This is a genomic window from Xanthomonas protegens (assembly GCF_038442435.1).
Lineage (GTDB): Bacteria > Pseudomonadota > Gammaproteobacteria > Xanthomonadales > Xanthomonadaceae > Xanthomonas_A > Xanthomonas_A sontii.
In genome coordinates, this window is record NZ_JAQJCQ010000006.1 from 152,716 (window position 1) to 166,280 (window position 13,565).

Annotated in this window: 15 protein-coding genes; 10 read left to right on the top strand and 5 right to left on the bottom strand. The window is 71.1% G+C overall.

Annotated elements, in window-relative coordinates:
- Positions 1–9: 9 nt before the first annotated feature.
- Positions 10–498, top strand: coding sequence for a nuclear transport factor 2 family protein (locus PIQ37_RS09220; RefSeq protein ID WP_342073228.1), 489 nt, complete (start codon positions 10–12; stop codon positions 496–498).
- Between the two features lie 90 nt (positions 499–588).
- Here PIQ37_RS09220 and PIQ37_RS09225 read toward each other — a convergent pair whose 3' ends face one another.
- Genes PIQ37_RS09225 through PIQ37_RS09235 form a run of 3 tightly spaced genes read right to left on the bottom strand, consistent with a single transcriptional unit; the run spans position 589 to position 3,475 of the window.
- Complete coding sequence (locus PIQ37_RS09225) at positions 589–1,572, bottom strand: PDR/VanB family oxidoreductase (protein ID WP_342073229.1); 984 nt, start codon at positions 1,570–1,572, stop codon at positions 589–591.
- 49 nt (positions 1,573–1,621) lie between these two features.
- The gene (locus PIQ37_RS09230) at positions 1,622–2,371 is read right to left on the bottom strand and encodes a GntR family transcriptional regulator (RefSeq protein ID WP_342073230.1); all 750 of its coding nucleotides are present in this window, start codon (positions 2,369–2,371) and stop codon (positions 1,622–1,624) included.
- A 27-nt stretch (positions 2,372–2,398) separates the two neighbouring features.
- Complete coding sequence (locus tag PIQ37_RS09235) at positions 2,399–3,475, bottom strand: aromatic ring-hydroxylating dioxygenase subunit alpha (protein ID WP_017916012.1); 1,077 nt, start codon at positions 3,473–3,475, stop codon at positions 2,399–2,401.
- Positions 3,476–3,800: 325 nt separating this feature from the next.
- On the opposite strand from PIQ37_RS09235, the gene PIQ37_RS09240 reads away from it, so the two are divergent.
- The 8 genes from PIQ37_RS09240 to pcaC all read left to right on the top strand — a co-directional run bounded on the left by PIQ37_RS09240 (position 3,801) and on the right by pcaC (position 10,464).
- Complete coding sequence (locus tag PIQ37_RS09240) at positions 3,801–4,490, top strand: 3-oxoacid CoA-transferase subunit A (RefSeq protein ID WP_017911717.1); 690 nt, start codon at positions 3,801–3,803, stop codon at positions 4,488–4,490.
- Positions 4,478–5,149 (top strand): 3-oxoacid CoA-transferase subunit B, encoded by a 672-nt coding sequence (locus PIQ37_RS09245; protein WP_345786442.1) that lies wholly within the window; start codon positions 4,478–4,480, stop codon positions 5,147–5,149. The genes PIQ37_RS09240 and PIQ37_RS09245 overlap by 13 nt, the downstream gene beginning before the upstream one ends.
- Positions 5,146–6,354, top strand: coding sequence for a 3-oxoadipyl-CoA thiolase (gene pcaF, locus PIQ37_RS09250; protein WP_342073231.1), 1,209 nt, complete (start codon positions 5,146–5,148; stop codon positions 6,352–6,354). Before PIQ37_RS09245 ends, pcaF begins: the two co-directional genes overlap by 4 nt.
- Positions 6,355–6,440: 86 nt before the next feature.
- Positions 6,441–7,160, top strand: a complete 720-nt coding sequence (pcaH, locus tag PIQ37_RS09255) for a protocatechuate 3,4-dioxygenase subunit beta (RefSeq protein WP_342073232.1) — start codon at positions 6,441–6,443, stop codon at positions 7,158–7,160.
- Positions 7,161–7,164: 4 nt separating this feature from the next.
- A complete protein-coding gene (gene pcaG / locus PIQ37_RS09260) occupies positions 7,165–7,722 on the top strand; it encodes a protocatechuate 3,4-dioxygenase subunit alpha (protein ID WP_342073233.1) in 558 nt (185 codons plus the stop codon).
- A 67-nt stretch (positions 7,723–7,789) separates the two neighbouring features.
- Positions 7,790–9,142, top strand: coding sequence for a 3-carboxy-cis,cis-muconate cycloisomerase (locus PIQ37_RS09265; protein ID WP_342073234.1), 1,353 nt, complete (start codon positions 7,790–7,792; stop codon positions 9,140–9,142).
- A gap of 111 nt (positions 9,143–9,253) precedes the next feature.
- On the top strand, positions 9,254–10,033 hold the full coding sequence (gene pcaD / locus PIQ37_RS09270; RefSeq protein ID WP_342073235.1) for a 3-oxoadipate enol-lactonase: 780 nt from the start codon (positions 9,254–9,256) through the stop codon (positions 10,031–10,033).
- A 38-nt stretch (positions 10,034–10,071) separates the two neighbouring features.
- The gene (gene pcaC / locus PIQ37_RS09275; protein ID WP_048490650.1) at positions 10,072–10,464 is read left to right on the top strand and encodes a 4-carboxymuconolactone decarboxylase; all 393 of its coding nucleotides are present in this window, start codon (positions 10,072–10,074) and stop codon (positions 10,462–10,464) included.
- 17 nt (positions 10,465–10,481) lie between these two features.
- On the opposite strand, the gene PIQ37_RS09280 is transcribed toward pcaC, so the two are convergent.
- A complete protein-coding gene (locus PIQ37_RS09280; protein WP_152182364.1) occupies positions 10,482–10,928 on the bottom strand; it encodes a winged helix-turn-helix transcriptional regulator in 447 nt (148 codons plus the stop codon).
- Between the two features lie 105 nt (positions 10,929–11,033).
- Here PIQ37_RS09280 and PIQ37_RS09285 point away from each other — a divergent pair, with 105 nt between their 5' ends.
- Positions 11,034–12,338: an MFS transporter gene (locus PIQ37_RS09285; protein WP_342073236.1), complete on the top strand. Its 1,305-nt coding sequence runs from the start codon at positions 11,034–11,036 to the stop codon at positions 12,336–12,338.
- Here PIQ37_RS09285 and PIQ37_RS09290 read toward each other — a convergent pair.
- Positions 12,232–13,101 (bottom strand): IclR family transcriptional regulator domain-containing protein, encoded by an 870-nt coding sequence (locus tag PIQ37_RS09290; protein WP_342073237.1) that lies wholly within the window; start codon positions 13,099–13,101, stop codon positions 12,232–12,234. The two genes, PIQ37_RS09285 and PIQ37_RS09290, sit on opposite strands and share 107 nt — an antisense overlap.
- Positions 13,102–13,565 lie beyond the last annotated feature (464 nt).

A 13,565-nucleotide genomic window follows, 5' to 3' on the forward strand; every position in this document is an offset into this window, starting at 1 on the left:
GAGTCTTCCATGAAGATCCGTTTTCAGGCCTGTCTGCTGGCGCTGCTGCTTGCGCTCCCGGTCGCGTCCGCGTTCGCGCAGACCGCGGTCACCGCCAATCCCAACCACGCGCAACTGCTGCATGGCGAGGACTGGCGCACCACCGCCAACAAGCGCCTGGTCTACGATTTCTGGCGCATCGTGTTCGAAGCCGGGCACACCGAATATGCGCCGATGTACATGGCCAAGGACTACATCCAGCACAACCCGAACGTGGCCAACGGCCGCGATGCGTTCCTGGCGTTCCTGACCTCCTTCGTCAAGCCGACGCCGATCCAGCTGCGGGTGCAGTTGCCGCTGGTGGCGATCCTGGCCGAGGGCGACTACGTGACCCTGGTGTCGGTGCGCACGCTGCCCGATCCCAAGGACGCCAGCAAGACCTACACCACCACCTGGTTCGACATGTTCCGCATCCAGAACGGCAAAATCCAGGAGCACTGGGACGCAGCGACCAAGTGATGCCGCACGGATGATGTTGAACATCCGCAGGCGCCGCCCACTGCGGTGGACGGCGCCTGCGGTGCGCTTGGGTGGCGCCGCGCGTGCGCGTCAGAACGCGTCGGCGCGGTAGCCGGTGTCGATGCTGAGGCTGCCGCCGAGCGCGCGCGAGACGCAGGCGCACAGCTTGCGGTTGCTGTGGCGCTGCTCGTCGCTGAGGAACACGTCGCGGTGGTCCAGCGGCGTGGCGGCCTCCAGCACTTCGACCACACACAGGCCGCATTCGCCGCGGCGGCAGTCGGCCATGACTTCCACGCCGGCCGCGCTCAGCGCATCCAGCAGCGACTCGTTCTCGGCGACCTGCACGGTCTTGCCCAGCGCCGGCACCTGCACCACGAACGGCTGTGCCGGTGCGTTGCCGCTGTTGCCGAAGGTCTCGAAGTGCAGGCGCGCGCGGGCGCGGCCGTCGTCGCGCCAGCGTTGTCGCAGTTCGTCCAGCAGCGGCAGCGGGCCGCAGGCGTAGACGTCGGCGTTGCGCGGCCACTGCGCGATCTGCGCGGCCAGCTCGAGCTGGCCCAGATGTTCCGGGCAGAACAACTGCAGACGCTCGCCAAGCAGGTCCTGCAGATGCTCCAGGTAGGCCATGCTGGCGCGGCTGCGGCCGGCGTAGAGCAACTGGAACGGGATGCGTCCGCGCGCCAGCCGTTGCGCCATGCCCAGGATCGGGGTGATGCCGATGCCGCCAGCGACCAGCACGATGTGCTCGGCGGTCTCGTCCAGCGCGAAGTGGTTGTTGGGCGAAGAAATGTCCAGTTGGTCGCCTGGCGCCAGCGTCCACATCGCGCGCGACCCGCCGCGGCTGCCGGGCACCGCGCGCACCGCGATGCGGTAGTGGCCATCGGCGGCGGGCTCGCCGACCAGCGAGTAGGAGCGCTCGTGCCAGGCCTCGCCGATGCGCACGCGCACGTCCAGGTGGCTGCCCACGCTGAAGGGGCGGCTGGCGCGACCGGGATCGAGCACGATCTCGCGCACGTCCTGGCACGGCGTGGCGACGGCGACGACGCGGGCGGTGGTCCACTGGGTGTCTTTGCGCATGGCGGGGTCCGGCAGGCGGGAAGGGGAGACGGGCGTCTGTGCGCCGCGATCAGGCGGGTGGGCGGCGCCGCAGCAGGCGGCTGCCGGGGATCTGGCCCAGCGCGTTCTGGTCGTGCAGGGCGTGGTGGGCGTTGCGCTGCGCCAGCCGCGCGTGCTCGCGCATCAGCGCTTCGGCGCGCGCGCCTTCGCGGCGCACGATCGCGTCCAGCACCTGGCGGTGCTGGTCCTGGGCGATCGACAGCACGGTGGCGGCCTGGCCGCGTTCGAGCACGAAGCTGCTCGGCGAGGCGAACGGCAACTGCGCCACCCGCGCGAACTCGCGCGACAGCAGCGCGCTGCCGGCCATCTCGAACAGCAGCGCGTGCAGTTGCGCGTTGCCGTCGACGTAGTGGGCGAAGGCCTCCTCGCTCAACGGTCGCGTCGCCAGCACCGCGTCGATCCGCGCCAGCAGCGCCTGCGCCTGTTCCAGCAGTGCCGGATCGGCGCCGCGTTCGGCGGCGCGGCGCGCGGCCAGGCCTTCCAGGGTGCCGCGCAGTTCGATGGCGTCGTCCACGTCGCGCTCGTCGAACGCCTGCACCGCGTAGCCGCCGCCACGCAACGGCTGCACCAGGCCTTCCTCGGCGAGCCGCTGCAGGGCGGCGCGCACTGGCGTGCGCGAGGCGCCCAGGCGCTCCACCAGCGCGACTTCCGACAGGCGTTCGCCGGCGGCCAGCTCGCCGGCCAGGATCAGCTCGCGCAATTCGAGCAGGGCGCGGGTGGTCTGTGCGGCGCTGGAGCGGAATGGATGTGCGGCCGGCATGGCGGGCTCCTGTGTGGTGCGGCGGGCTCAGCCGACCATGCGCAGCTGCAGGTCCTGGTTGCGCTGCTCGGCGGCGACCATGCGCTCGATCAGGCGCCGCGCCCACATGCCGCCGGCATCGACGTTGAGGTTGTAGAACACGTGGTCCGGGTGCGCGTCGATGGCGCGCTGCTGCGCTTCCAGGATCAGCTCGTCCTCGCCGAACACGCCGCTGACGCCATCGCGCAGGCGCGTGGTGATTGACTGCTCGTGCAGCGAATGGTTGCGCGCGAATGCCCAGAAGTAATGGCAGGTGCGATCGGTTTCCGGGGTGATGGTGTTGAGCACGTAGCCGTTGACCCCGCGCGAGCGATCGCCCTGCGGCGCGCCGCTGCCGGCTACCGCCACGCCGACGTCGATGGCGATGGTGCAGGGCGCCTCGAAGCGAATGATCTGCCAGCGGTCGACCTTGCCGCGGTAGCCGTGCGCGTGCTCGATCTGCCAGGCCCAGAACGGCGGCGGGTCGATGTCGAGCATCCAGCGCGAGACCACCGTGCTGCGTTCGCCGTGGACCACGTCGAACGGCGCCTCGGCGACCTCGTCCTGGCCGATGCTGGAGCCGTGCACGAAGGTCTCGTGGGTCAGGTCCATCAGGTTGTCCAGCACCAGCCGGTAATCGCACTTGACGTGGATGGTGCGGCCGTCGCCGGCCCAGGCCGGGTCGTCGTTCCAGTGCAAGTCCGGCACCAGCGCGGGGTCGGCCAGCGCCGCGTCGCCCGGCCACACCCAGACGTAGCGGTGCCGTTCCACGGTGGGGAAGCGGCGCACGCAGGCGGACGGATTGATGGTGTCCTGCGAGGGCATGTGCACGCAGCGCCCGTTCGCGTCGTAGACCAGGCCGTGGTAGCCGCAGACCACGTCGTCGCCGCGCAGCCGGCCCATCGACAGCGGCACCAGGCGGTGCCAGCAGGCATCCTCGAGCGCGGCGACGCGGCCGCTGCTGGTGCGGTACAGCACGATGTCCAGATTGCACACCTTGCGCGGCAGCAGCGCGTGCTTGACCTCGTGATCCCAGGCGATGGCGTACCAGGCATTGAGCGGAAATGCCGGAGTGGACGACTGCATGGCGGCGACCTCGATTGTGTATACAACAGGCTGGGGAAGATCCTTGCGTGTTGCGGGCCGGTGGCGCATTCGCGCTGCCACCGCGCCGTCGCCTGATGCGGGCGACGGTGGAATGTATACAACAGGGCGAGATGGCGCGCCGTTGTCATGGCGTTAAATTGTTCGTTTATCGAACTATGCATCCGATAATCGGATTGACCGCCCGCCAGTGCCGGCCTAACGTGGCCTCCCGGAGCGACCTGGAGGAGGATGTCGTGGCAGACCTTGTAATGCGCCTGCGCCGCCGTGCGCTGCGCCCCCGGCCGGCGACGGCGGAGCGGCGCCGATGATCGACAAGACCCTGGCTTCGTGCGCCGACGCAGTGGCCGACATCCACGATGGCGCCACGGTGATGATCGGCGGCTTCGGCACCGCGGGCATGCCCGATGCGCTGATCGATGCGCTGATCGCGCAGGGCGCGCGCGAGCTGACCATCGTCAACAACAACGCTGGCAACGGCGAGACCGGGCTGGCCGCGCTGATCAAGCACAAGCGCGTGCGCAAGATCGTGTGCTCGTTCCCGCGGCAGAGCGACTCGCAGCACTTCGACGCGGCCTACCGCGCCGGCGAGCTGGAGCTGGAGCTGGTGCCGCAGGGCAACCTGGCCGCGCGCATCCATGCCGCCGGCAACGGCCTGGGCGCGATCTTCACCCCCACTGGCTACGGCACCGAGCTGGCCGCCGGCAAGGAGACCCGCGAGATCGACGGCCGCCACTACGTGCTGGAATATCCGATCCGCGCCGATTTCGCGCTGATCAAGGCGCACCACGGCGACCGCTGGGGCAACCTGGTGTACCGCAAGACCGCGCGCAACTTCGGCCCGCTGATGGCGATGGCCGCGACCTGCGCGATCGTGCAGGTGGAGAAAGTGGTGGAACTCGGCGCGCTGGATCCGGAAGCGGTGGTGACGCCGGGCATCTTCGTGCAACGCGTGGTGGCGGTGGCCACCGCACAGGAGGGCGCATGCACGCACTGACCGGCCGCGGCATCGACCGCAACGCGCTGGCCGCACGGGTGGCGCGCGACATCCCCGAGGGCGCCTACGTCAACCTGGGCATCGGCCTGCCGACCGCGGTGGCAAACTTCCTGCCGGAGGACAAGGAGATCTTCCTGCACAGCGAGAACGGCCTGCTCGGCATGGGGCCGGCGCCGCCGCCGGGGCAGGAGGACCTGGACCTGATCAACGCCGGCAAGCAGCCGGTGACGCTGCTGACCGGCGGCTGCTATTTCCACCACGCCGACTCGTTCGCGATGATGCGCAGCGGGCGCCTGGACGTGTGCGTGCTCGGCGCGTTCCAGGTGTCGGTGCACGGCGACCTGGCCAACTGGAGTACCGGCGCGGCCGATGCCATCCCTGCGGTCGGCGGCGCGATGGACTTGGCGATCGGCGCCAAGCAGGTCTACGTGATGATGGAGCTGCTGACCAAGCGCGGCGAGCCCAAGCTGGTGAAGGCCTGCAGCTATCCGTTGACCGGGCTGCGCTGCGTGTCGCGGGTGTACACCGACCTGGGCGTGTTCGCGCTCGGGCCGGACGGCGCGCGCGTGCTCGAACTGGTCGAGGGCGTGAGCCTGGACGACCTGCGCCAGGCCACCGGGCTGGCGCTGACCCTGGCCGATTCCACGGAGGCGGCATGAACGAGGCCTACATCATCGACGGCATCCGCACGCCGATCGGCCGCTACGGCGGCGCCCTGGCCGGGGTGCGTGCGGACGATCTCGGTGCGGTACCGCTGCAGGCGCTGCTGGCGCGGCATCCGCAACTGGATCCGGCACAGATCGACGACGTCTACCTGGGCTGCGCCAACCAGGCCGGCGAGGACAACCGCAACGTCGCGCGCATGAGCCTGCTGCTGGCCGGGCTGCCGAGCAGCGTGCCGGGCAGCACGCTCAACCGCCTGTGCGGGTCGGGCCTGGATGCGGTCGGCACGGTGGCGCGTGCGCTGCGCGCCGGCGAACTCGGTCTGGCCATCGCCGGCGGCGTGGAGTCGATGTCCCGTGCGCCATGGGTGATGGGCAAGGCGGAGAGCGCCTTCGCCCGCAACCAGCAGCTCGAGGACACCACCATGGGCTGGCGCTTCGTCAATCCGAAGATGCAGCAGCTCTATGGCGTGGACCTGATGGGCGAGACCGCCGAGAACGTGGCCGCGCGCTACGACATCTCGCGCGAGGACCAGGACGCCTTCGCGCTGCGCAGCCAGCAGCGCACTGCGGCAGCGCAGGCGGCCGGTTTCTTCGACGGCGAGATCGTGCCGGTGACCGCCCCGGGCAGGAAGCGCGGCGAGACCATCGAGGTCGGCGTCGACGAGCATCCTCGCGCCGATACCACGCCCGAGGCGCTGGCCAGGCTCAAGCCGATCTTCCGCCAGCCGGGCACGGTCACCGCCGGCAACGCCTCGGGCATCAACGACGGCGCCGCGGCGCTGCTGCTGGCCAGCGCAGCGCAGGTGCAGGCGCTGGGCCTGACCCCGCGCGCCCGCGTGCTGGGCTTCGCCAGCGCCGGCGTGGAGCCGGCCTACATGGGCATCGGCCCGGTGCCGGCCACGCGCAAGCTGCTGGCGCGGCTGGGGCTGTCCATCGGCGATTTCGATGCGATCGAACTCAACGAAGCCTTCGCCGCGCAGGGCCTGGCCTGCCTGCGCGAACTCGGCGTCGCCGACGATGCCACCTACGTCAACGCCAATGGCGGCGCGATCGCGCTCGGCCATCCGCTGGGCATGAGCGGCGCGCGCCTCGTGCTGACCCTGCTGCGCCAACTCGAGGCCACGGGTGGCCGCCGCGGGCTCGCGACCATGTGCGTGGGCGTCGGCCAGGGCGTGGCGTTGGCGATCGAGCGGCTGTAGCCGTTCGCCCCATCGACGCTGCGCCCCGCACGCCTGCATCATTCTTCCAGCCAACCGGCTCCGCGCGGAGCCAGCGAGACCGCACGATGCGCGACGACATCCCCATCGATCCCCTGCTCGGCTATCGCCGCCCCTACCCGGGCACGCAACCGGCCTATCTGCACCCGCCCTATGCCTCGACCGGCGCGCGCGGCCCGACCCGCGATCCGATCGCGATCCCGCTGACCCTGTCCGAGGCCACCGGCCCAACCCTGGACCACACCACCCTGGGCGCGCACGCCGCCGATCTCACCGCCGGCTTCCCCGGCGCGCCGCTCGGCGAGCGCATCATCGTCAGCGGACGCCTGCTCGACGAGAACGGCAAGCCGGTGCGCAACAGCGTGGTCGAGGTCTGGCAGTGCAATGCCGCCGGCCGCTACCTGCATGCCGGCGACCAGCACGACGCGCCGCTGGATCCCAACTTCACCGGCACCGGCCAGGTGCTGACCGACGATCACGGCCGTTACCGCTTCACCACCATCAAGCCGGGCGCGTATCCGTGGCGCAACCACTACAACGCATGGCGCCCGGCGCACATCCACTTCTCGCTGCACGGCGACGGCATCGGCCAGCGCCTGGTCACGCAGATGTACTTCCCCGGCGATCCGCTGCTGGCGTTCGACCCGATCTTCAACTGCGTGGAGGATCCCAAGGCGCGCGAGCGCATGGTCTCCACGTTCGACTGGGAGAACACCGCCAACGAGTTCGCGCTGGGCTACCGGTTCGACATCGTCCTGCGTGGACGCAAGCAGACCCCTTGGGAGTGAGGCGATGAGTTTCCAGGCAACCCCGTCGCAGACGGTCGGCCCCTACTACCGGATCGGGCTGGAGCCGCTGTACCGCACCGAGATCGCGCCGGCGCAGGCGCAGGGCACCCACGTGGAGATCGTGGGCAGCGTGTTCGACGGCCACGGCGCGCCGGTCGGCGATGCGCTGCTGGAGATCTGGCAGGCCGACGCCGCCGGCATCTACGACCATGCCGCCGATCCGCGCCGCGGCGAGCACGATCCGGCCTTCCACGGCTGGGGCCGGGTGCCGACCGACGCGCAGGGCCGCTTCGCGTTCCGCACGGTCAAGCCCGGCCGCGTCGCCGGGCCCAAGGGGCTGCAGGCGCCGCACCTGGTGGTGCTGGTGTTCATGCGCGGCCTGCTGCGCGCCGCGCCGACCCGGCTGTACTTCGGCGACGACGACCTGGATGGCGACGCGATCCTGGCACAGGTGCCGGCCGAGCGCCGTGCCACCCTGATCGCGCAACCGCAGGCGCCCAACCGCTACGAGTGGGACGTGCGCATGCAGGGCGAGCACGAGACCGTGTTCTTCCGCTACTGAGCACGCCAGACATTCCGCACAGGCCGCAACGGTTACCCTGCCTGACCTCTTCACCGTGTACGAACCGATGAGCGTGTCCGAGTCCCTGTTGCGCCCCTTGTTCGGCGATCCGATCGTCGATGCCGCGTTCGACGATCGCGCCCGCCTGCAGGCCATGCTCGACGTGGAAGCGGCACTGGCGCGCGCGCAGGCACGCTGCGGGGTGATCCCGGCCAGCGCGGTGGCGCCGATCGCCGCGGCCTGCGATGCCGCACGCTACGACCTGGCCGCGCTCGCCACCGCCACCGCGCTGGCCGGCAATCCGGCGATCCCGCTGGTGAAGGCGCTGACCGCGCAAGTCGCCGCCGCCGATGAGGAGGCCGCGCGCTGGGTGCACTGGGGCGCGACCAGCCAGGACATCATCGACAGCGGCGCGGTGCTGCAACTGCGCGCCGCGCTCGACCGCGTGGAGGCGCAACTGGACGCGCTGTGCGCGGCGCTGGCGGCGTTGGCGCAGCGCGAGCACGACACCGGCCTGCCCGGACGCACGCTGTTGCAGCAGGCGGTGCCGGTGACCTTCGGGCTGAAGGCCGCCGGCTGGCTGGACGCGTTGCAGCGCAGTCGCCGGCGTCTGCAGGCGCTGAGCGAGGATGCGCTGGTGCTGCAGTTCGGCGGCGCCGCCGGCACCCTGGCCGCGCTGCAGTCGCAGGGCCTGGCCGTGGCCGAGGCGCTGGCCGAGGAATTGCGGCTGCCGCTACCGGCGCTGCCCTGGCACGCGGCGCGCGACCGCATCGGCGAGATCGGCGCGGCGTTCGCGCTGCTGGCCGGCAGCCTCGGCAAGATCGGCCGCGACGTGGCGCTGCTGATGCAGTCGGAAGTGGCCGAGGCGTTCGAACCGGCGGCGGCGGGCAAGGGCGGCTCCTCGGCGATGCCGCACAAGCGCAATCCGGTCGGCTGCGTGGTCGCGATCGCCGCGGCCACGCGCGCGCCGGGCCTGCTGGCGACCCTGTTCGCGGCGCTGCCGCAGGAACACGAGCGCGCGGTCGGCGGCTGGCATGCCGAATGGGAAACCCTGCCGGAGCTGGTGCGCCTGAGCGCCGGCAGCCTGGCCCAGGTGCGCGTGCTGATCGAGGGCCTGGAACTGGACCGCGCGCGCATGGCCGCGCATCTGGACAGCCACGGCGGCCTGCTCTACGCCGAGGCGGTGGCGGTGACCCTGGCCACGCATCTGGGCAAGGCCGCCGCGCACGCGCTGGTGGAAACCGCGGTGCGCCGCGCGCTGGCCACGCAGCAGCACCTGCGCGCGGTGCTGGCCGAGGAGCCGCAGGTGAGCGCGGTGCTGGCGCCGGCGGATCTGGATGCGCTGTTCGCCAGCGACAGCTGGCGCGGCATGGCCACGGTGTGGATCGAGCGCGTGCTTGCCGCGCAGGCGCGCGCGTGAGCCGTCGCGCCGTGCCTGTCTGCCGCAGCGTCGGCGCCACGTTCTAGACTTGCGGTGCCGCGCGGTTCCGAGTTGCGACGGCCCCTTCCCTCTTCCCAGCGAGTTCCGCCCATGCCGATCCTCGACCTGCCCACGCATCGTCTGCATTACCGCATCGACGGCAGCGAAGGCCGTCCGTGGCTGACCCTGTGCAATTCGCTCGGCACCGACCTGCACATGTGGGACGCGCAGATCGCCGCGCTGGCGCCGCATTTCCGCGTGCTGCGCTACGACCGCCGCGGCCACGGCGCCTCCACCGCCGCGCCGGCGCCGTACGCCATGGCCGACCTCGGCGGCGACGTGCTGGCGCTCTGGGATGCATTGCCGATCGAGCGCAGCCATTTCTGCGGCCTGTCGATCGGCGGGCTGACCGGGCAGTGGCTGGGTCTGCACGCGGGCGAGCGCCTGCTCAGCCTCACCCTGTGCGCCACCGCGGCCAAAATCGGCAGCGCCGAGAGCTGGCAGGCGCGCATCGAGCAAGTGCGCGCCGAAGGCCTGGCGCCGCTGTGCGAAAGCACCCGCACGCGCTGGTTCACGCCGGCCCTCGCCGAGGCGCAGCCGGCCACGGTCGAGACGATCCTGGACAGCTTCCGCGCCACCGATGCGCAGGCCTACATCGGCTGCTGCCAGGCGCTGGCCGAGGCCGACTTCCGCGCGCGCCTGGGCGAGATCGGCGTGCCGGTGCTGGCCGTGGCCGGGCACGACGATCCGGTGTGTCCGCCGGCCGAGTTGCAGGTCATCGCCGCGCAGGTGGCGAAAGGTGGCTATGCCGAGGTGCACGGCCGCCACCTGTGCAACGTCGAGTCGCCGCACGCCTTCAACGACGCGCTGCTGCGCTTCCTGCTGCAGTAACGCGCCTGCCTTTTCCCCACGTTTCAGGAGTCGACCCGATGGACGAGAACGAACGCTACGCCGCCGGCCTGCAGGTGCGCCGCGCGGTGCTCGGCGATGCCCACGTCGACCGCTCGCTGGCCGCGCGCACGCCGTTCACCGAGGAATTCCAGGACTTCATCACCCGCACCGCCTGGGGCACGGTATGGACCCGCGAGGGCCTGCCGCGGCACACGCGCTCGCTGCTGACCCTGGCGATGATGGTCGCGCGCGGCCACGACGAGGAGTTCAAGCTGCACGTGCGCGCCGCGCGCAACAACGGCGTCAGCGCCGACGAGATCAAGGAAGTGCTGCTGCAGGCGGCGATCTATTGCGGCGTGCCGGCGGCCAACCACGCCTTCGCCCTGGCCGCGCCGATCCTGGCCGAGCAGGCGGCCGAGGGCGCCGCCTAGCGCACTTAGCGCTCCGCTCAGCGCACCTTGCGCACTTCGGTGACCGCCGGACTCAGCCGCGTGCCATCGGCGGCGCGCGGCAGCATGCGTGCGACCGGCTTGCCGTTGCGCGTGTCGATCAGTACCGAATGGCGCTCGCCGTGGTCGAACAGATGCCGTTCGCCCCATTGCCGCAGCGCCAGCACCACTGCGAACAGATCCTCGCCCTTGGCGCTCAGCGCGTACTCGCGGTAGGCGCTGCCGTCGGACGCCTCGCGCGTCTCCAGGATGCCGGCCTCGACCAGCTTGCGCAGCCGGTCGGCCAGGATGTTGCGGGCCATGCCCAGGCTGCGCTGGAAGTCGCCGAAGCGGCGCACGCCATCGAACGCGTCACGCACGATCAGCAGCGACCAGCGGTCGCCGATCAGGTCGGCGCTGCGCGCCACCGGGCAGGGCGACGCGGGCAGGGCAGGGCGGGGCGGCATCGGCGTTCCTGGAAGGCGCTCGGCGGCAGTGGTTGCATTTTAAAACCTATCGGCCTAGCCTGAAACAAGTTTCGTTTTGAAACCAGAACAGGCGAGCCGTCGATCATGCAACCCGTCACCGCTGCGCCCGCCATGCCGCGTCGCCTGGTCTGGCTGTTCGCCATCGCCAGCGGCCTGAGCGTGGCCAACGTCTATTACGCGCAGCCGCTGCTGGATGCGCTGGCAGCGGATTTCGGCATTCGCCCGGCGGCGGTGGGCGGCGTGGTCAGCGCCGCCCAAGTCGGTTGCGCGCTGGCCTTGCTTTTGCTGGTGCCGCTGGGCGACCTGGTGGAGCGTCGTCGCCTGATGGCGGTGCAGGCGCTGGGGCTGGTCGCGGCGCTGGTCGCGGTGAGCGTGGCGCGGTCGGCGCCGGTGTTGCTGGCCGGCATGCTCGCTGTCGGCATGCTGGGCACGGCGATGACCCAGGGCCTGATCGCCTATGCCGCCAGTGCCGCGGCGCCGCAGCAGCAGGGGCGGGTGGTCGGTGCGGCGCAGGGCGGTGTGTTCATCGGCCTGTTGCTGGCGCGGGTGTTCGCCGGCGGGGTCAGCGAGCTGGCCGGCTGGCGCGGGGTCTATGCGGGCGCCGCGGTGCTGATGCTGGCGCTCGCGTTGCCGCTGTGGCGCTGGTTGCCGGCGCTGCCGGTGCCGCCGCAGCCGCTGCCCTATCCGCGTCTGATCGTGTCCATGCTGACGCTGCTGCGGCAGGAGCGCGTGCTGCAGGTCCGCGGCGTACTGGCGCTGCTGATGTTCGCGGCGTTCAACATCTTCTGGAGCGCGCTGGTGTTGCCGCTGCGGGCGCCGCCCCATGCGTTCTCGCACCTCGCCATCGGCGCCTTTGGCCTGGTCGGCGCGGTCGGTGCGCTGGCGGCCGCACGCGCCGGGCACTGGGCCGACCGCGGCCATGCCCAGCGCACCAGTGCCGTGGCGCTGGTGGTGCTGGTGCTGGCATGGTGGCCGTTGTCGTGGCTGCCGCAGTCGCTCGCCGCGCTGGTGCTGGGAATCGTCCTGCTCGACCTGGCCGGGCAGGCGCTGCACGTCACCAGCCAGAGCATGATCCTGCGTCGCCGGCCGCAGGCGCACGGCAGGCTGATCGGTCTGTACATGCTGTTCTACGCGGCGGGCAGCGGACTGGGCGCGATCACGACGACCGCCACCTACGCGCAGGCCGGGTGGGCCGGCGTGTGTCGCTTGGGGGCGGCGGTCAGCCTGCTGGCGTTGCTGTTCTGGTGGGCAACGCGGCGGGTCGGTGCCGCGTCCGCGTCGCTCAGTCCAGCACCCGACTCAACTGCTGCGCCGCATGCCGCAGCGCCGGCAGCACCGTGCTCTGCAGGCTGCCCAGGGTCATCCGCGCCACCGAACTGCCGACGTTGAGCGCGGCGACCACGCGGTCCTGGCGATTGCGCACCGGCACCGCCACCGAGCGCAGGCCGATCTCCAGTTCCTGGTCCACCACCGCGTAGCCGTCGCGCTGCACGCGCTCGAGCAGGGCCTGGAACTGCGCGCGGTCGGTAACGGTGCGCTCGGTGCGCGGGCGCAGCGGATTGCGCTCCAGATAGCTGTTCAAGGTGTCGCCGGGCTGCGCCGCCAGCAACACCCGGCCCATCGAGGTGCAGTACGCCGGCAGGCGGCTGCCGGCGCGCAGGCCGATCGACATGATCCGCACGGTCTCCGCACGCGCCACGTACAGCAGGTCGTCGCCGTCGAGCACGCCCAGCGAGCAGGACTCGTGCAGGGTGTCGCGCAGCGCGTCCAGCACCGGTTGCGCCGCTACCGACAGCGCGGCGGTGGACAGGTAGCCGCTGCCGATGCCCAGCGCACGCGGCAGCAGCACGTAGCCGCGGCCGTGGGTGCCGGCGTAGCCGAGCTTCTCCAGCGTGTACAGCACGCGCCGCACCGCCGCGCGCGGGATGCCGGTATCGGCGCTGAGCTGGGCCATGCTGACGTCGCGGCTGTGCTGGCCGAAGGCGCTGAGCACGGCCAGGCCGCGCGCCAGCGAGGTCATGAAGTTCGGATCGCCTTCGCATTCGCCGATGCGCCGCATCAGTTCCGCGGCCAGGCCGCGCTCGGGCGGGGTGGGGACGGTGGCGGTGCGCGCAGTGCGGCGTGCGCGAGGGGGACGCGGGGACTCGGACATGGAAGCGGCGGCGGCGGCGATGCGTCCGATGGTAGTGGCTGTACTCGCGGGCGTCGATGCTGGGGTGTGGTCGAGGGCGCCAGGCGCCAGGCGATCGTCCCGCGTCATGAAGCAGATGGGCGCTGCGACGGCCGCTCCTACGGTTCTTTTTCGTCCGACACGAAAATCTCAAGCGAAAGCAAAGGCTTTCGCCCTTACGGGCGAGTTACTTTTCTTTGCTCGCGCAAAGAAAAGTAACCAAAAGAAAGCGCGCCCTGCCTCGCGCCCTCCGCGCTGCGCGCTCCGGGTCCGCGTCCATCACGGGGATCCGCGGAAGGGGCACCCTGCCCCTGCCGCGGACGGCGTACATCCATGTACGCCGCCCTTCGGGTATTTCCCCGCGATGGCCGCCGCTTCGGAAGGGAACCCGGTACGGCAACAGCAACAACAAGAGCAAGAGCAAGAGCAACAACCAGAGCAACAGC